Origin of the sequence: Mucilaginibacter sp. SG564 (genome assembly GCF_013149275.1) — a bacterium.
Classification (GTDB): Bacteria; Bacteroidota; Bacteroidia; order Sphingobacteriales; family Sphingobacteriaceae; genus Mucilaginibacter.
In genome coordinates, this window is record NZ_JABGNA010000005.1 from 13,204 (window position 1) to 31,602 (window position 18,399).

Genomic DNA, 18,399 nt, shown 5'->3' on the forward strand with positions numbered 1-18,399 from the left:
GGGTGAGGCTCTTACTTTACAGCAATCACCGAGATTTCTACATTGACACCCTTGGGTAATGCAGATACCTGTACCGTTTCGCGGGCCGGGAAATTGGCGGTAAAATATTTTCCGTATACCTCGTTCACCTGGCCAAAATTGCCCAGATCGGTTAAAAATATGCTGGTTTTTACAATGTTCTCAAAACCGATACCAGCCTCAATTAAAATGGCTTTGATGTTTTCCATCACCATCACCGCCTCATCGGTAATACCGGTAGTTACCAATTCGCCGGTAACCGGGTTAAGGGGTATCTGGCCCGATACAAATACAAAATTTCCGGCTGCGGTAGCCTGGCTATAAGGCCCTATAGGAGCCGGCGCGTTATTGGTGTTTATTATTGTCATCATTTTTTGAATATGAGCACTTGTATCAGCTTGTAGATGATCCCAGCCAAAAACATAAGAATAGCCAGCGCATTGATAAAGTGCATAATGCGCAGATTAATGTTTGTGGGCCTGTTAGGATCTTTCTTTCTGAAAAAATACATATCACAAAACTAATAAAAATTTGCCTCACCCAACCCTCTCCTTCAGGAGAGGGCTTTTGATTTGCATATTAAAAAAGGATGTCATGCTGAGCCTCGTCGAAGCATGGTGAGCAGGCCTCTGCGCTCTACCCTTCGACGGGGCTCAGGGTGACAGCCCCATTTCTTTACCATTATCTATTTCTTCCACTTACTTATAGACCATTATCCTTTGGAGAGGGTTGGGGTAAGGCTTACCTCACCGGTTTCGGAAATACCGGCAAACTCTCGTGCCCTTCGGCATCAACAGCTTGCACGGCGAAAAAGTAATTATCTTTTGAATAGGCTAGCGTAGCGGTGGTATCGGTTACATAAAATTTGCGTTCCCAAAAGGCACTGGTGGTTTCGCGCATGAGTACATAGTAGCCTGCCGGTTTTTTGCCGGTAGCCGGGGCCTCCCAGGTTAGTTTGGTTTTATTGGTAAGATCGGTGGTGATGATGCCTACATTTTGCGGACGGGCGGGGGCCAATGCCAGGTTAGCCAGAACCGACAGATTCATGCGGGTCACTTTTTGCACATAGTTAAAATCTACAAAATCGGGTAGGTCACCATAATCCACACCGTTTTCGGCACGGATGTTTTGATGCTGACGATTAAAATCTTCGTTCATTTCAGTGAAGCGAACGGCGGTAAAACCCTGCTCCAGGAAAGGCAGGTGATCGCCGCCGCGCAGGTACCGGTCGCGCCTATAAATGAGTTTTACATCCAGCTGGTCAACATAGCGCTCTCCGGTTTCTTTGGCATAACGGGCCAGTTCACGTGAGGGACTATCATTTTCACCGCCTAATGATTTCAGGGCGGCTACCTGTTTATCAGTAGCATTAGTGGGTATGCCATCGCTAAAAACACGCACGCTACGATTATCTTTCAGGTCGGTTTCCATGCCATGGGTGTTGCCTACAATATCGTTATTCAGCATGGCATCTACGTTCCAATTCTCTGCTTTGGCGCGTTTGGCCAGGTTGGCCGATCCATACAAGCCTTGCTCCTCACCAACTACAGCAGCAAAAATAATAGTAGCCGGGAACGATCGTTTAGCCATCACCCGGGCCAGCTCCATAGACAGGGCAGTTCCCGAGGCATCGTCATTAGCGCCCGGCTCAACGCCATTGGCGTCCATCACATCATTAATGCGCGAATCATAATGGCCCGATACAATATATACCCGGGTATCCGTTGGATCCGTTCCCTTTAATATGGCCAGTACATTTTTCAATTTCACGGGCTGATCAATTCGTGTACCTTTTGGCTGGGTAAACGTATCGAACTGAACGGTCATGCGTCCGCCGGAAGCCGCAGCATATTTTTCCATTTCGGCCTTGATCCAGTTGCGTGCTGCGCCGCTGCCAGTTGTTTTGCTGGTAGTATCACTCAAGGTATGTCGGCTTTTAAAAGTCACCAGTTTGCGAATAGTCGCCTCTATATTTTTGGAAGATACCTCATCCACCATTTGTTTAATGCCCGAATCAGGTTTGATGATGGTTTGGGCTGCGGCCGGGAGGGTTAATAAGAGAAGGATAAATAGTTTTAGGTGTTTCATGTAGTTTTTGTATTGTTTATTCTATTTGGCAGCTTCAATTCCCTCCCCACGGGAGGGGTGCGATGGGTTGTGTTATGGCAGGGAGGGGTTTGTGCGACATGCATCACCAATAAACCCCTCCCTGCCCCTCCCGTTGGGAGGGAATCGCACAAGGCCCGCGCCTCTAAATTTACCTATTATTCCTCTTCCTCCTCGCTTGCGGTTTGTAACATTTCGTCTACCTGCTTAAAATTGCTTTTTACAAAATGGCACCAGTCGCATTCTTTTTTGCCGCAGCCGGTATTAAAATCGTGGGCCATTATTTTGGCATAGGTATCTTTGATCTGTCCGGTCACTATGTCCATATCATCCGGGGTGATCACAAATTTTTCACTGTGATATTCGCCTTCGCTTACAGGTTCCACAAAATCAAATACCGTGCTTACTACTTCCCAATCATTGGTGCGGTCATGGTCGACCAGTATTTTGTAAAACACACCCTGACGCCAGTAATCGCCGCCATTGGGGAAATCATTGGTGGGCCTTAGCAGCTTATCCTTGGCATTTTTAAGCTTACCCGTTTTATAATCCACTACGGTTACGTGCTTGCCATCAAACTCCATTTTATCCAGATTACCTTTGATAGGCACACCCCCTATTTCGATATTTTTGATGGTGCGCTCGGTGATGGCAACCTTATTCCAACTGTCAACATTCTTTTCGTAGTAGGCCGGTAATATTTTTTCGCCGTAGGCTACACGCAATTTATATTCATCCTTGGTAAATGAATCTTTATTGCGGGCCATGTACCAGCGAAACTCGTTCATAAACTGCTCGGTCGACAAAAACTCATTATCATTATCTTTCAATAATTTATACGTTTTATTCAACGCCCAGTGTACTGCCTGCCCAAATGTAGCCGACGGACTTTTGCCAGATGGCACCCTGATCAGACACTGGAAATAGAACCGCAGCGGGCAATCCAGGTAACTGCTCAGGTGCGTTACAGACAGCGTATAGTTTTGCAGCAGCATGTTGATGTAGTTTTTATCCAGTAGCTCCACTTTTGGTTTTTCGGCCTCGCTAAACTGGGTCACGTAAAAGCCCAGCATGGCTTCTTCAGTCACTTTTGGATAATGTACCTGTAAGTCGGTGCTGGCCAGTATCTCGCCTACAAACTGACTTGCTTCCTGGTCTTTGGCTTTTTTATCCTTATTGGCATAGGAGATATACAGGTGCTGCTTGGCCCGGGTTATAGCCACATAAAACAAGCGGCGGCCTTCTTCTTTTTGTGCAATATCGTCAGATGCAGCCTGGGTTAAGGTATCGGGGTAACTGAAACCGGTATTACGGCCTTTGCCATCCCAGGTACGTTTATCGCAGCCTATAAAAAACACATGTTCAAATTCCAGTCCTTTGGAGCCGTGAGCGGTTAAAAAATTAACCCCATTATCAGAAAAGATCACCTGGTTCAGATCAAGCCTAATGCCGTTCTTCTTCATCAGCTCGATGGTGGCTATAAGTTCATCGAGTTTAATTTCGGGATTCTTGCGACTTTCATCTTTCAGGAAATCAAAAAAACTGGTGAGCATTTGCATGTGCCCGCCTTTGTCCGTTTGCTGCATAATGTACCGCAGGATACCCATTTTGGCTATCACATCCTGAAAAAGCGCCTGCAAAGTTTTGCTCACCGCCGATTGTAGCAACTCATCAATATCATTAATGAGATACTTCATCGCGGTAAATTTATCCGGCGTAAAAAGATCGGTTTGTGCTGGTGGCCGCAGTTCGCTTACGTATCTACGGATAGAGGTTTTGGGCTTATTACCTGTTACCGCGCCATAATTCTCTTTAGCAACCGCGATGCTGGCCTTGGCAATTTCGATGGGGGCGATGTTAAAGAAATCATAGTGCATAATTTCGAACAGCAACTCGTCGCCGCTGTATGACGAATCGAGCTCCATAGCCAGGTAACGCAGGATGTTGATGATCTTTTCGCCAAAAGGCTGGGTCAGAACATCGATCTTGCGCTTGGTATTTACAGCTATCTTCTGGACGTCCAGATATTTGATCATTTCTTCTACCTGGCTGTGGTTGCGATAGATCACCGCCACCTCGCCCGGAGGTACACCTTTATCGATCAACGCTTTGATCTGTGCCGATACATCTACCAGCTCCTGGTCGGGATTTTCATATTCGTTGATCACGGGCTCTACAGTTAGCTCGGCAAAACGCCCGTGCGAGGCACGCAGATCTTTATCCAGCTTGAGCTGACTAGTCAATCTTTCAAAGTTATTGTTGATAAGGGCTCTGGAGATATCCAGTATATGCTGATTGGACCTGTAATTATGTTTAAGCACTACGGTGTGCAGGGTATCTACATAATCGGTAGCAAAATCCAGGATGTTTTTCATGTTGGCGCCCTGGAACTTAAAGATCGACTGGTCATCATCGCCCACCACAAATACGTTGGGTACGTCCCAATAACTCAACAAAAACCGCAACAGCTCGTTTTGTGAACCGCTGGTATCCTGAAATTCATCGACCAAAATATACTGGTAGCGCTCCTGGTATTTACGCAGAATCTCTTCATTATCGCGGAAAGCCCTGAGCACCCAGATGATCATATCATCATAATCATACCGGCCGCGGGCTTTCATTTTGGCATCGTAGTTTTTGTATTCGCCTACGGCTGCCAGCAATTTGTTCATAGTTTCATGAGCGGCATCAATATCTTTTTGTTTAGGATCGCCAACTTTGATGCCTGTTTTGGCATTGGCCCGTTTGTATACAAATTCCTCGCGGTTGGGAATATCATCAAGGTATTCCTGAACAGCCCTAGTAATCAGATCGATGTCCCAGTTTTCCCGTTTCATGGTCGAGAACAGATCTTTGAGGCGCTTGGTATCGTAGTAAATATCGCCGGTAAAGCGTTTGAGCAAATGATCGTTGCCAAACTCATCAACCAGTTCGCGGAATAACATCGCCGATTCCAGATCGGACAATGATTCCAGGTTCAGCTTACCAAAATATTCCAGGTTTTCCTGGATGATCTCATTACAAAAAGCATGAAAGGTATATATATTGATGCGGTAAGCATCGGGACCGATGAACTCAAACAGGCGTTTGCGCATAGCCACCGCACCCGCATCGGTATAGGTAAGGCACAGAATTTCGTTGGGCAGGGCATCGGTATCGGTTAATATTTTACCTATACGGGCGGCCAATATCTGCGTTTTACCTGTACCCGGCCCGGCTACTACCAGCACCGGCCCATCCATTTTGTTAACGGCAGCCAATTGCTCGGGATTTAACCCGGCCAAAGCCGCCTGAAATTTATTGTTATATTGATGAAGATTTGATTGCATATTGTTTAGTAAAGATAGGAAATAGCCCCCTCTAATCCGATAGCTATCGGACCTCCCTCAAAGAGGAGACTTTAAAAAAACTCTTTTAAGCCCTCTCCCTTGAAGAGGGTTGGGGTGAGGCTGTATTAATATAATTTGCAAACATCATAATTAATAGCATCTTTAAGCCAGACATTTAAAGATGGAATTACCGTACCAGGGCAGAGCAATTATCGAGGATAATTTTGACTACGTAAGAATCACGATACCCGCAAAAAAGAATTTATTTATTATCCTTTTCCTATGTGTATGGCTGTGTGGCTGGTTTTTTGGCGAAACATCGGTCATCAAAGAATTACTGAATTCAACAAACAGAGGAACTGATCTGTTTAGCATAGTTTGGCTCGCCGGATGGACACTGGGTGGCCTGTTTGCACTTAAAACAATTTACTGGCTATTACTGGGTAAGGAGTGTATTGAAATTGGTAAGGGCATACTGATCCTGAAAAGACAGGGCGATCCCTTAAGTAAAACTACATTTTATGATCTTAACTCATGCACCAGCTTCCGGGTACAGGACGATCAGATAAACACTAATTTTGCCAGGTATAATACATTAAAGTCGCTCAACGGGCGTACCGGCACCATTGCATTTGATTATGGCATGAAAACCATTCGCTTTGGCGAAAATATGGATGAAGCCGAAGGTAAATACCTGCTAAATCTGCTGACCCGAAAAAAGATCCTGACCGATAAAAATCTAGCTTAAAGCCTGTATCCTTACTGTAAACCAAGCCCTGTCCCTGTTGGGAAAGAGGTGTTAACACTCACCGGCAATTTACCCGTTGGCTTTAACGTGCCCGCAATTACTTTAGCTGCTGATTTTTGCAGTTCGGGGCTCATTTGATAACACACCAACAGCGCGTTACTTTTTTCGATGCCGGGTAATCCTGCTATGGTATAAGCATTGGCAAAAACACTCATGATGGTTCCTTTGCGTACGGCAAGGTCGCTTACCATACCGCGTACATCGCTGCTGTAATCCAGTTTACTTTGTGGGCGCAGGCGGGTATCATGTATGCCCACAATTACCTGGTTATACTGTTTTAGCCAGTTCATGATATTGCGCACCTCAATAGCCGGGGCATTTTTGGCCACCATAAATATACGGCAGTTAGGGAAGCTCTTGGCCATTTCCTGCTGAAAAACGGTAGGTGCATCAACCCCAATACTTACGATGGCTGTTTTCAAAAATGGGTTCAGTTTCAGCGCGGCCGAATTACCTTTTAATAAAGTCACCGAGGCATCGCTCAATTGCTGCACAAGATCTTTAGCTGCCTGGCGGTTAAGGTCTTCACTTAAATTTACCGGCGAAACCTGTGGCCTGCGGTTCAAACCTGCCCAATATTTGGCCGCCAGCACTTTCTTCACTTTAGTTTGAAATTCATCAGCGCTGATCAATCCTTTACGTACGGCCCTGCGGATAAGCTTAATGGCACGATCTGAATTTTCCGATAGTTCAATAATATCAATGCCAGCTAAAAAAGCCCTTACATCGGCCTCGCCGTTCGGAAAATATTTGGTAACCCCTTTCATCTCCATCGCGTCGGATACCACCAAACCTTTAAACTGAAGGGAATCTTTCAAAATACCGGTAACAATGGGGCGTGATAGTGTTGAAGGCAAATTTTTAGTATTATCAAGTGCCGGGATATTCATATGTGCTATCATAATGCCGCTGATACCGGCGTTAATAGCCTCGCGGAAAGGATACTCTTCGAGCGAATCCAAACGGGCTCGGCTGTAGGGCAACAAAGGCAAATCAAAATGCGAATCGACATTGGTATCGCCATGCCCCGGAAAATGTTTGGCCGTGGTTAGTAAACCGGCATCCTGCATCCCCTTAAAGTAAGCAACCCCCTTTTTGGCCACATTATACATATTATCGCCAAACGAACGATAATTGATCACCGGGTTATTGGGGTTGTTGTTGATATCCATATCGGGCCCAAAGTTGATCTGGATACCCAGTCGCTTAAAATCATAAGCTACCTGCTGACCCATTTTATAGATCAGATTATTGTCCTGTATGGCGCCCAGTGTCATCTGGTAGGGATATGATATGGTCGAATCCAGGCGCATGCCCAGGCCCCACTCGCCATCCATAGAAATGAGCAAAGGTACCTGTGCCAGCTTTTGATATTTGTTAACCAGTAAAGCCTGCCTGCCGGGGCCGCCCTGAAAAAACACCAGGCCGCCTACCTGCTCGTCTTTGATCACCCGGGCAACAGAATCTTCGTAAGCTTTGCCTTTGTTGGTATGCGCGCGTACAAAAAGCAACTGCGCTACTCTTTGCTTGCGGCTTAGTTTATTATAAACCGAATCAACCCAGCGGTTTTGCGTGTTTAAGCTTTGTACATAGCTCGTTTTTTGTGCAAAAGCGTTAACTGCAATAAAATTAAGTGCTATAATTAAGGTACAGCAAATACCGTTATTCAATTTTGGCATGGTCAAATGTAGTACAAATTGTATCAGGTAATGTTTATGGAGTGCCGGGTTTTTTGAAGATTTCATGAAGAAATATAAAGTTCTGGTACTACTCGCGAATTATTGGAAACTAAAAATAAACCTTTGCGTTAATTTTTACTCTATGTAGTATAAATCAAAAATAATCAAGGAACGATTGCAGGCCCGAACTAAAAATAAAATACCTGCAATTTGCTCCGCTACCGTTAAAAACAAATAAAAATGAAAAAATTTATCTTTTTTGCAATATGCCTATTTGCAGCTGGTGCAGCGAGCGCACAAACTTATTACGGGCCACGCCAGCCACGCCGTTATGTAAGGCATCAACAACACAGGCCGTATAACGAAAATCAGATCAAAGTAGGTTTTACCGCCGGCTTAAACCTGGCCAACTCGCTTGATGCTTATGATTCACGCTTCAGCTCCAGTACAATAGCAGCCTTCAATGTCGGGCTTACACTGGATGTTCCGGTTACCAATTATTTTTCGTTCGCCCCTGAAGTACTATTTTCGCAAAAAGGCTTTAGTGCTGATCTTGAAAACGCCCATTTTACCGAACGTACCAACTATATCGACGTTCCCTTACTGGCTAAATTCAAAATTGTACCCGGGTTTAATTTCTTAATTGGCCCTCAGCTTACCTTTTTAACTTCGCAAAGGGACACTTACCGTGATTTTGGCACCAATGTAGAAACCCGTTATGACGGCCACCAGGGCGACCAGAGCTATGTGGCCGGTGTAGTAGGTGTTAGTTTTGATATTAACCGTAATGTAGAGATCAGGGGCCGTTACAATATTGACCTTGCCCGTAACGCTTCCAATGAAGCCGATCTGCCCGATTTCCGCAACCAGGTTTGGCAAATTGGCTTAGGGTTTAAATTTCAATAAAAAGTTTATTGTAACCTTAAAAAGGTTCCTCATATATACATATATAAATGAGGAACCTTTTTAATTTACTTATAAAAAGTACACGGATCAATAAGCATAAAAGTAAAACCGCTACTGGTTATTCTTATCCATTATTATCTTGAGCTCTTTTATATTTTCATCAACAATAAAATTACATTTTTCATCCTCAATGTAAAATTCATTTAAACTTCTGATCTCGTTATTGTCTGCCCTGCCCCTTGCTATTTTCAACTTAAATTCGGCTAACGAACGTAAGAAGTAATGGTTCATTTGTATTTTATTAGAAGTATGTAAAGAGATAGGGCCTTCAATACGTTTACCATTTTCGTTTACACAATATTTCCCGAATTTATATTTGAAATGATGTGGAGTCTCCACCCGTTTAACATATCGGGGTTGAACAATACTTTTAATATGGCCATTCACGCTATCTGTTTTAAGCGACCTTCTAACATAGCTTTCAAGCTGGCTCCCCTGGGGCTTTTCTAAATGACCATTGGAACCAAACATCAACCAATAAATACCAAGCCCTCCGTATTTTTTATAATTTTCTAAAAAATCGGGCAGATTTCCGGTTAGCGTTTTCGGCACAATAAATTCATCAACATCAATAAAAGCTAACCATTGGCATTCGGGGCCATAGCGCTTTAAACATAATTGATAGCTAGGCATTTGCTTTGCTTTACCGGCAACCGGCTCAACGGTCACAATGCCTTTTTCTATATAATCACGCAAGCTTTCAGTAACCGGGATTTTTGATTCATTATCATAAACATAAAAATGGCTTACACCAATTTGTAAATGATAGTCTATCCATTCTGCAAAATAAGGGTCTTCATGTTTGGCTATACAACAAATAGCAACTTTATGCTTATAAGATTCTAACCCAAGAATTTTTTTAATCATTTAAATATTAATTTAAATACAACACATATGATTATAAACCAATGCGTTATAAATATCCCGACAACTGTACATTTGCCAATAAATTACAATTATAAGTTATATTAAGGCTGTTTAAAATAGTTTTTTTGGAAATACATGAATCCCAAAAGCAGCTGTTCAATAGCTTTTTTCATCTAAATCAACGCGGAGTATTTTTTTGCTGTTGGGCCTAAAATAAGTGTACCAAAAGTTCTTAAGCTTATACCCCCATATCATTTTCTTCACCTCCCTGTTTTTCCGGTAGTTATCCCATTTGGGGATGTAATATAAAATATCGACGTGCTTTTTCATTAAAAAGAAAAGTTGAATAGCCAGGTAATTATTGGGTCTGTTTACATACAGCCGCAATAATGTATTAACAAACTGAGGTCTTTTATTTTTAGGATAAGAAGCGCAATACTGTAACCACTTACTCTGGCGTTTAAAAAGCTGTTCGATGGTTTTGTGCCTGTGTTTATCTTTCTTATCGTCTTTTCTATATAACAAATCGGTATCACTATCATCGTGCTGACGGTATTTAACCAGGCATTGCGGCAAATAGTCAATAGTACCTAAATTAGTGGCCACATAGGCAATCCACCAATCATGATAAGTATCTTTTTTTAAGGGACGCACCTCATCAATCAGCTCCTTTTTAAAAAGCATCGAATGCCCGGATACACAATTACTAAACAAAAATACTTCCGGCTCATCGCCCCGGTAAAAGTTAAACAGATCGGTCATTTTTACATTTAGTGACTCATTCTGCTCATTAATAAGTTCAGAATCGTGATACAACATCAGGTTATTACCTATAGCGGCTACCTGCAATTCAATCTTTTTAAGATCCCACAGATCGTCCTGATCACAAAATGCTATCAATTCGCCCTTACAACAATCCAAAGCAAGCTCAAAATTTTTAATCAAACCTAAATTGGTTTTGTTTTTATACAAATGGAGGTTGGGATATTTTGATGCATAACCAGCAAGTATCTGATAGGTATGATCAGTGGAGCAGTCATCTACAGCAATAATTTCAATATTGGTATAGGTTTGATTAATAAGTGTATCTAATTGCTGCTCTAAAAATCTGGCGCCATTGTACGTACAAAGCGCAATGGATACAAGCGGGAGTTCTTTCATTAGATGTATGCTTATATTTAAAGAATAAATTATTCAGTTTTTATATATGGTAACCTAGTTTTTTAAATATTTGACGCCAAAAATCGAGGTTTTTATCCCAGGCATGGCATCCAAAGGGTAACTGGTTCTTATTTAACCTCAAGGCACGCTCTGGAGCAAGTTCAAACGAAAACTTTAACCCCGTTTTATATGATGGTATGTTTAATATTTTCCGTTTCCTGTTAACCTCCACACTCCAAAAAATATCTTCATGAAATTCGTGCTCACTACGTGTTAAATAAACCGACATCCTATCGCGCATGCTGATACTCAGATCGTAAAACTTTTTTACTCTCCGTAATGAAAATCCTCCGTTACCAACTCTGTATTCATATTGCATTGATGATGGAAGTCCGTTTTTCTGAATATTAAACCGGGCATGATAATGAAATTGAATTTTTGACTTGATGGCTTTAATAAAATCCGGGTAATCACCTGGTGGTATCCATGGAGCACCTATATAATCAATTGACTGGCTGCACCAATATGCCAGTTCATCCTTAAATACAAAGGCATCCAATTGGTGAATCAGAATAAACTCATAATCTAAAAAACGTTTGTAAAAAGTATCAGAAAGCATTAAAGCGTTATAGCCATCAATACTTTTAAAATAGCTGTCGTCAAAGGTTTCAATAGCTGTAAAATTATACTGGTTAACCACATCGGGTAAAACAAGCGAGTGAGGCTTTATAATGATGCGGGGATAATTAGCCAAAACATTTTGTAGCTGAGTTAGCGCAATTTTTTCTAAATCAGATATCGTATTTTGATAAAAAGGGACTATAATGGCAACTTTCTTCAGCGCACTCATAATTCCTGGTTTTTATGATAAAGCTTCTGTACCAATGATTCAAAATGATCCTGAAAAAGAAAATCATAACCATTTTCACCTTCCGGAACAACGTTGATAACATCAAAACAAGCTTCTAAAATGCGCGGGACTTTTAATGCTTCGGCAATTGAAAATGGGAACGATTGATTACCGATAAAAAATTTACAGCCTGCAATTATCCGGGCCAGCTGTAAAAAATCATCTACCTGCACCCACTCTATATTAGGAACCTGCTTTTTGATGTCGTTATACTCCGATTCGACTCCTATAAATTTTAAGCCTTTGTAGTTTTCTAAGAACTTATAATCAACTCCCTGGCTCCTGTATCTTTCGCTCCGTGCAATAATTACACAGTCTGCAAACGATGTATCCGGTTCCACATCAAGCCATTTTTTCCATAATTCAGGATTTACCCCGGTTATATATGAACACCAATGGGCTATGTTACACCTATCCATCGGTACGTGCCCGGCCCTGAAGTAATCCAGGTCAATATCTATTTTCTGATCCGTAAGCACTTCAAACCGACTGATGTATGACTGCGAACTGATTAAAGGAGCCAGCATGGCCATCATTTTATCATTGAGCCTTACATTACCCAGAGGGTGGGTAGTTCTGTCCGAAAGCAATAGTGGCTGCCCAAGCCTCAAGTATAAATTTATGGGGACCTTTACGGTTTCGGCCAGTTTTTTAATAGTTGGCAGTGCATAAATAATATCGCCGGCATTGCCACTATGATTAAGGTTAAGCTGATGGTTACCAGCTGCAACAGCCCTTATCTTTGCAGGATTATTCAATCGTTCATCCCCGATTAAAAAATTGGTAGTTTCAACATTTTTATAATTATGCAACTCCCACTTATAATTTTTATAACCGGCCCTGTCGGTATATTTAAGCCAATAAGTACTTATAAAACTTCTTTTTTTTACCATTTCAGTTATTTCAAAACCCGGCCAAACAATTTCTATTTATTAATCGGCATTAAAAGTTTGCATATCTATTAAACGTTTGTACACACCATTATTGTTAATTAGCTCTTGATGTGTGCCTTGTTCTGCCACCTTTCCGTTATCCAGCACAATGATCAGATCGGCGTTTTGAATAGTACTCAGGCGGTGTGCTATAATGAGCGAGGTACGGTTTTTCATCAGATTGTTTAACGCTTCCTGAACCAGTTTTTCAGATTCGGTATCCAGGGCGGAGGTAGCTTCATCAAGCAGCATAATTGGCGGGTTATTCAGTACGGCCCTTGCTATACAGATCCTTTGTCTTTGCCCTCCTGACAATTTTGTTCCCCTGTCGCCGGTATTGGTTTGGTAACCTTTATCCGTTTCCATGATAAAGTTATGCGCATTGGCAATACGTGCTGCTGCTTCAACCTGTTCCTGGCTAACCCCGGTTTTTCCAAAGGCTATATTGTTAAATATAGTATCGTTAAATAATATCGACTCCTGATTTACAATACCCATCAAAGCACGTAATGACTCAGAAGTAACCGATTTTATATCTTTATCGTCAATATAAATAGTGCCCAACTGCGGTTCGCTAAACCGGGGCAACAGATCCATCAGTGTTGATTTACCACCACCAGACGGACCTACCAGGGCTACTGTTTTACCTTTAGGTATTTCCAGATTAAGATTTTTCAGGACATACTTATCGGGTTCAGTATCGCTTTCATCTGCCGTAACTTTATTTTTATAAGCAAAAGATACATTTTCAAATCGTACACTTTTGGTAAAATCAGTTATTGCCACAGCATCGGGAGCATCTGTTATCAATGGCTTTTCATCAATAAGGGCCAACACCCGCTCGCCTGCAGCTATGCCGGAATGTATGTTACTGAAAGAGTCAGATATGGCTTTAGCAGGCCTCATTATCTGCGAAAACATGGCAATGTACACGATAAAATTATCGGCAGATAAGGTACCGGTATGATTAATAATTAGTGAGCCACCATACAATACAATGCCAGACACCATTAAAACGCCTAAAAACTCAGATACTGGCGAGGCCATTTGTTGTCTTTTGGCCATTGAACGGGTTATTCTTGAATATTGCCTGTTCTCATGATCAAACCTGTTTTTTATAAATGAAACCGCATTAAATGCTTTAATGATCTTTATCCCCGATAAAGCTTCATCAAGGTTACTGATCATATTACCGTAAGTTTGCTGCGACTCCGTAGCTTGCTCTTTAAGCCGCTTAACTATTCTTGATATAACAAATGCCGAAACGGGAATGATCAGCATGGAAAACAAAGTTAATTTAACCGATATAACAAATAAAAACACCAGGTAGGTTAATAGTTGAAAAGGCTCTTTAAACGCAACCTGCAATGTACCGGTAACCGAAAACTGCACTACTTGTACATCGGCTGATATTTTTGAAAGTATATCCCCCTTGCGTTCATTACTAAAATAGCCCAGGTGCAGGTTCATTACGTTATTAAAAACAGTTTTTCTGAGATTAAGCAGTGTATAGATTCGCAGGTTTTCCATAATCCGCTGCGAAAAATACCTGAATAAATTGCTTAGCAGCACCGATACAACAATAGCAGCACAAACGAATTTTAAAGCGCCCAGGGCACCATAATGCTGATTGGCGGTGTAAGCAAAATAATTAAAATCCTTTAAAGGGTCCCACCAATTGGCAGGCTTGTTTACCACCTCGGCAGTAGCCGGGTTAAAAATTGTTTTTAATAATGGAGCCAGCAACGCAAGATTAAGCGTGTTAAATATTACCGAAAATAACGTTAAAATAAAATATGGAAAAGCAAATTTCCCGATAGGCTTTGCAAAAGACAGAAGTCTGAAATATGTTTTCATTTAAAAAGCTAAGCTGCAAAATTAAGTAAATGGCAGCTATTATGGGTACAGTATTATTACAGGGTAAAACGCCCGGGTTCTTATGTTATTATTATTTATTACTTAAGCCAGCTACTTATCCGTTCAAAAACCATATCAACGGTAATGCTGCTCAGATCATCAGAGTCGCTTTCAATATGCTCGGCCCTTACACCTAACGGCGCCCAGCGGGTAGCATGGATACCTATGGTAATGGGGAATAAACCCAGAGTATGTATTCCTGAAGCAGCGGCAACATGCAGTGGGCCGGTTCCGGATGCAAGCAAGCCATCGGCATGATAGATGAACGCAATGAGCTCCTCAAGGGTTAGCTTTCCGCTTACATCAATTACAGATGCCGGTAACTGAGGGATCCACGTTTTAAAAAGCTCATGTTCTTTTTGCGACCCGGTTATAAAAACGCGGAACTTATTCGCAGGTAAAAGTTTGATTAACGCAGTAAAATTATCCAGATCCCACTCCTTACCATTACCGTTTGATTTGGCATGGATGATCAGGTTGAATTTATCATCCTTCAACTGATCTTTAATTTGTGCCGGCAAAGCTACTGTGGGTTTAAAATTGCCTTTGAACAAATTTGACAGCGTGCCTAATGTGGGCACATGCGTAACACCAAGCGGTTTGCACAGGTAAATATCCTGTTGCGCCTCGTGCAGATCGGATCTTCGGCGGCTTAGTCTCACTAATTTATTACAGGTAAAAAAATGATAATTTCTGCTGGTTACGCCTATTCTTATTTTGACTCCGGCCTTTTTCGCGGCTTCGGCAATTTCTCTTTGGGGGAATTCATGCACAATGGCGTCTATGGCTTTTTCTTTAAAAACAGCAGCTATTTCATTAACCGATAAAGCTTTTAAGTCATCATAATTGATAAAATGATCAACGGCCCTGCAGGCATCTATCACCGGCTTGGTATAACTGCGGCCCAGAAAGCTGATGATGACATCGGGATACAGTTGTTTTAAATAGATGCAGGTAGGTAGTTGCAGTACAACATCGCCCATGGCATCAAGCCGGTTTATTAAAATATGGGTTATTTTTTTGTTATCGATTACGGGCATTTAACTTTTATATAGCATATATCAATAAGGCAAAAATAGAACAATAGTTTATTAAAGGTTATTAGCCTCATTTTATTGCAGCCAGCCTTCAATTTTCTCTTTAACCATATCAACAGAAATACTGCTCAAATCGTCAGAATCGCTTTCCAGGTGTTCGGCCCGTATACCCAATGGCGCCCACCTCGTAGCATTGATAGATTTGGAAACGGGGAATAAACCCAATGTATAGATTCCCGAAGCGGCGGCCACGTGCAGCGGACCGGTGCCTGATGCCAGCAAACCATCGGCATGATAAATAAAGGCTATAAATTCGTCAAGATCCATTTTCCCGCTCAAATCAATTACCGAAGGCGGTAATTGCGGTATCCATGTTTTAAATAGCTGATGCTCCTTGAACGATCCTGTTATAAAAACGCGGAATTTATCCAGAGGCAAACCATTAATTAAGGCAGTAAAGTTATCCATATCCCACTCGCGTCCGTTACCACCTGATTTAGAGTGAACAATCAGATTAAATTTATCATCCGTTAGCAAATTTTTAAATTGAGCCGGCAAAGCCACCAAAGGCTTAAAGTTATCCTTGTAATAACGGGCAATAGTACCAATGGTTGGGATATGGGTAACCCCAAGAGGCCCGCACATATAAATATCCTGCTGTGCTTCGTGCAAATTTGATTCTGCCCGGTTTAACCTGATCAGTTTATTGCAGTTAAAAAGATGATGAATTTTACTGGTTGCGCCTATCCTTATTTTGATGCCCGCCTTTTTCGCGGCCTCGGCAATCTGGCTTTTAGGAAATTCATGCACAATGGCATCAATATTTTTTTCTTTAAATAGCGCAGCTATTTCTTTTTTTGATAAAGGCTTAAGGTCATCATAATTCATAAAATTATCAACGGCCTTGCATGCCTCTATAATGGGTTGGGTATAGCTTCGTCCCAGGAAACTGATGATCACATCGGGATATAATTGCTTTAAATAAATACAGGTGGGCAGCTGCAGTACCACATCGCCAATGGCGTCAATCCTGCTTATTAAAACATGCTTTATCTCTTTATTATCAATTATTGGCATCTATACTTTATTAAAATAACGGGTATAAGTGTGCAAAAATACAACAATACAATTTGGGAGTTTAACCCATATTTAGTGGTTACATGCCCAGGCATTCGGTATACAGATCAAGATATTGACGGGCTGTTTTTTCCCAATTAAATTTAGCCGCGTGTTGTTTGATGCTTTCGGCCATGTTATTCGCTGTGTACTCGTCCATACCCCGGGCAAAAGTTGACCGCATGGTTTCGGGTTCAAAGTTATCAAAGTACCAGGCTGCATCGCCGCCAATTTCTGGCAGGGAGGTATACTTTGATAAAAATACCGGTTTACCAAAATGCATGGCTTCAATAACGGGCAACCCAAAACCTTCGGCTATGGATGGAAATGCAAAAGCTTCGCAATTTTTGTAATACCAGGCTTTATCCTCGTCGCTGATCAGACCGATCAGTTTTACCCTGTCTGCACAATTATATTGCTTAGCCTCATCTATTATTCGCTGCTGATAGTCGGTTATTTTACCGGCAACAATCAGCTCCAGATTATTATTGTGCAACAGGGCCGGTAAAACATGAAAGTTTTTTTTGGGTGCGAGACTACCAATGGTAAATATAAATTTACGTGCAGGTTTATATGGCGGTTGATGATGTAGTGGCAAAACAAGCTTATCGGCTCCGTTATAAATAACGGTAAGCTTACCAGCCGCCTGCGGATAATATTTAACAATGTCACCGGCCACAAAATTTGAGATGGTCACTATCCTGTCGCAGCTATCTATATAACCGCCCAGGCGATCAAGGTATTTTTTATAACGTGCCGGCGAACGTGTTTTTTCATGAACGGGGTTCATGTCATGAATAGTAAGTACTTTTTTTGCTTTTACCCGGGTAGGTCGCAACTTACAATACTGATTGGTAAAATGCACCAGCTTAAATTGTTTATATGCCGGAAAAAACACCTTATGCAAAGGCGACATTAAAATAGTACCGGCAAGCTGCTGAAACCAATAAATAGATTTTTTGTGCAGATAGCCAAATATGGCAAACCGGCCATTGTTCTGCTTCAGGATCTCATCTCCTAAACTTCTTTCAAAAAAAAACATGCCCGATGTGGCGCGTTTTAACGAATCGAAAGTAATCAGAATGGTGGGTTTCAAATGCGGGTATCTTAATTTAAAGTTGTAAACCGCCTCTAAAAAATTTCCAGGTGGCGTTGAAAAAACAAATATACGGTTTTGGTGAATTATTAGATATTAGTGCACTTACCCAGACATTCGTGTAATCGCGGCCATTTGTACAGCAGAAGATTTCACACTTCGTTTCAAATATAGTTTCTCTTTCGCAACCACGTTCATACCCTTCGCATGCTTTATCGAAATGGCAATTTTTATAAAGACCAGCTCTTTCCAATACCGATAGACTGCAATCTGGCGAAGAACCATACAAATGCACCTGGCAAAAATTAATATAGCCCATTAATTAAAAAAGCTTTAGCAACCTTATGCTAAAGCTTTTGAAAGATGAAAAATTCAATCTGTATAGTTTTGTAGATACTTATGTATAGTTTATGATGAATTAACAATTCAATAACAATTGAAAGATGTGATTAAATTA

Annotated in this window: 15 protein-coding genes; 2 read left to right on the forward strand and 13 right to left on the reverse strand. The window is 41.6% G+C overall.

Features of this window, described 5'->3' with window-relative positions:
* Positions 1 to 11: 11 nt before the first annotated feature.
* From FHW89_RS12330 to FHW89_RS12340, 4 genes are all read right to left on the reverse strand, one after another.
* A complete protein-coding gene (locus tag FHW89_RS12330; protein WP_172335350.1) occupies positions 12 to 389 on the reverse strand; it encodes a RidA family protein in 378 nt (125 codons plus the stop codon).
* Positions 386 to 529 carry a DUF6728 family protein gene (locus tag FHW89_RS29130; RefSeq protein WP_371742448.1) on the reverse strand — a complete coding sequence of 48 codons (144 nt, stop codon included), beginning with the start codon at positions 527 to 529 and terminating at the stop codon, positions 386 to 388. Before FHW89_RS29130 ends, FHW89_RS12330 begins: the two co-directional genes overlap by 4 nt.
* Positions 530 to 759: 230 nt before the next feature.
* On the reverse strand, positions 760 to 2,106 hold the full coding sequence (locus FHW89_RS12335) for a M28 family metallopeptidase (protein ID WP_172335351.1): 1,347 nt from the start codon (positions 2,104 to 2,106) through the stop codon (positions 760 to 762).
* 176 nt (positions 2,107 to 2,282) lie between these two features.
* Positions 2,283 to 5,453: an ATP-dependent DNA helicase gene (locus tag FHW89_RS12340; protein WP_172335352.1), complete on the reverse strand. Its 3,171-nt coding sequence runs from the start codon at positions 5,451 to 5,453 to the stop codon at positions 2,283 to 2,285.
* A gap of 181 nt (positions 5,454 to 5,634) precedes the next feature.
* Between FHW89_RS12340 and FHW89_RS12345 the strand changes: the two genes are divergently transcribed.
* The gene (locus tag FHW89_RS12345; RefSeq protein ID WP_172335353.1) at positions 5,635 to 6,201 is read left to right on the forward strand and encodes a hypothetical protein; all 567 of its coding nucleotides are present in this window, start codon (positions 5,635 to 5,637) and stop codon (positions 6,199 to 6,201) included.
* 11 nt (positions 6,202 to 6,212) lie between these two features.
* Here the strand turns inward: FHW89_RS12345 and FHW89_RS12350 are convergent, their stop codons facing one another.
* Positions 6,213 to 8,006 (reverse strand): glycoside hydrolase family 3 protein, encoded by a 1,794-nt coding sequence (locus FHW89_RS12350; RefSeq protein WP_253952225.1) that lies wholly within the window; start codon positions 8,004 to 8,006, stop codon positions 6,213 to 6,215.
* Positions 8,007 to 8,180: 174 nt separating this feature from the next.
* Between FHW89_RS12350 and FHW89_RS12355 the strand changes: the two genes are divergently transcribed.
* On the forward strand, positions 8,181 to 8,846 hold the full coding sequence (locus tag FHW89_RS12355; RefSeq protein WP_172335354.1) for a porin family protein: 666 nt from the start codon (positions 8,181 to 8,183) through the stop codon (positions 8,844 to 8,846).
* 111 nt (positions 8,847 to 8,957) lie between these two features.
* Here FHW89_RS12355 and FHW89_RS12360 read toward each other — a convergent pair whose 3' ends face one another.
* From FHW89_RS12360 to FHW89_RS12395, 8 genes are all read right to left on the reverse strand, one after another.
* Complete coding sequence (locus FHW89_RS12360; protein WP_172335355.1) at positions 8,958 to 9,773, reverse strand: glycosyltransferase family 92 protein; 816 nt, start codon at positions 9,771 to 9,773, stop codon at positions 8,958 to 8,960.
* Between the two features lie 156 nt (positions 9,774 to 9,929).
* The gene (locus tag FHW89_RS12365; protein ID WP_172335356.1) at positions 9,930 to 10,934 is read right to left on the reverse strand and encodes a glycosyltransferase family 2 protein; all 1,005 of its coding nucleotides are present in this window, start codon (positions 10,932 to 10,934) and stop codon (positions 9,930 to 9,932) included.
* A gap of 40 nt (positions 10,935 to 10,974) precedes the next feature.
* Positions 10,975 to 11,784, reverse strand: coding sequence for a DUF5672 family protein (locus FHW89_RS12370; protein ID WP_172335357.1), 810 nt, complete (start codon positions 11,782 to 11,784; stop codon positions 10,975 to 10,977).
* The gene (locus FHW89_RS12375) at positions 11,781 to 12,737 is read right to left on the reverse strand and encodes a hypothetical protein (protein ID WP_172335358.1); all 957 of its coding nucleotides are present in this window, start codon (positions 12,735 to 12,737) and stop codon (positions 11,781 to 11,783) included. Before FHW89_RS12375 ends, FHW89_RS12370 begins: the two co-directional genes overlap by 4 nt.
* A gap of 39 nt (positions 12,738 to 12,776) precedes the next feature.
* Positions 12,777 to 14,633 carry an ABC transporter ATP-binding protein gene (locus tag FHW89_RS12380; RefSeq protein ID WP_172335359.1) on the reverse strand — a complete coding sequence of 619 codons (1,857 nt, stop codon included), beginning with the start codon at positions 14,631 to 14,633 and terminating at the stop codon, positions 12,777 to 12,779.
* A 98-nt stretch (positions 14,634 to 14,731) separates the two neighbouring features.
* Entirely contained in the window at positions 14,732 to 15,733 is a 1,002-nt protein-coding gene (locus FHW89_RS12385; protein WP_172335360.1) for a glycosyltransferase family 9 protein, read from the reverse strand.
* 72 nt (positions 15,734 to 15,805) lie between these two features.
* Complete coding sequence (locus FHW89_RS12390; RefSeq protein ID WP_172335361.1) at positions 15,806 to 16,807, reverse strand: glycosyltransferase family 9 protein; 1,002 nt, start codon at positions 16,805 to 16,807, stop codon at positions 15,806 to 15,808.
* Between the two features lie 79 nt (positions 16,808 to 16,886).
* On the reverse strand, positions 16,887 to 17,942 hold the full coding sequence (locus tag FHW89_RS12395; RefSeq protein ID WP_172335362.1) for a glycosyltransferase family 1 protein: 1,056 nt from the start codon (positions 17,940 to 17,942) through the stop codon (positions 16,887 to 16,889).
* Between the last annotated feature and the right edge of the window lie 457 nt (positions 17,943 to 18,399).

Coding starts and splice junctions, on each gene's coding strand:
- FHW89_RS12330 (WP_172335350.1), bottom strand. CDS start 389: ATGATGACAATAATAAACACCAATAACGCGCCGGCTCCTATAGGGCCT.
- FHW89_RS29130 (WP_371742448.1), bottom strand. CDS start 529: ATGTATTTTTTCAGAAAGAAAGATCCTAACAGGCCCACAAACATTAAT.
- FHW89_RS12335 (WP_172335351.1), bottom strand. CDS start 2,106: ATGAAACACCTAAAACTATTTATCCTTCTCTTATTAACCCTCCCGGCC.
- FHW89_RS12340 (WP_172335352.1), bottom strand. CDS start 5,453: ATGCAATCAAATCTTCATCAATATAACAATAAATTTCAGGCGGCTTTG.
- FHW89_RS12345 (WP_172335353.1), top strand. CDS start 5,635: ATGGAATTACCGTACCAGGGCAGAGCAATTATCGAGGATAATTTTGAC.
- FHW89_RS12350 (WP_253952225.1), bottom strand. CDS start 8,006: ATGAAATCTTCAAAAAACCCGGCACTCCATAAACATTACCTGATACAA.
- FHW89_RS12355 (WP_172335354.1), top strand. CDS start 8,181: ATGAAAAAATTTATCTTTTTTGCAATATGCCTATTTGCAGCTGGTGCA.
- FHW89_RS12360 (WP_172335355.1), bottom strand. CDS start 9,773: ATGATTAAAAAAATTCTTGGGTTAGAATCTTATAAGCATAAAGTTGCT.
- FHW89_RS12365 (WP_172335356.1), bottom strand. CDS start 10,934: ATGAAAGAACTCCCGCTTGTATCCATTGCGCTTTGTACGTACAATGGC.
- FHW89_RS12370 (WP_172335357.1), bottom strand. CDS start 11,784: ATGAGTGCGCTGAAGAAAGTTGCCATTATAGTCCCTTTTTATCAAAAT.
- FHW89_RS12375 (WP_172335358.1), bottom strand. CDS start 12,737: ATGGTAAAAAAAAGAAGTTTTATAAGTACTTATTGGCTTAAATATACC.
- FHW89_RS12380 (WP_172335359.1), bottom strand. CDS start 14,633: ATGAAAACATATTTCAGACTTCTGTCTTTTGCAAAGCCTATCGGGAAA.
- FHW89_RS12385 (WP_172335360.1), bottom strand. CDS start 15,733: ATGCCCGTAATCGATAACAAAAAAATAACCCATATTTTAATAAACCGG.
- FHW89_RS12390 (WP_172335361.1), bottom strand. CDS start 16,807: ATGCCAATAATTGATAATAAAGAGATAAAGCATGTTTTAATAAGCAGG.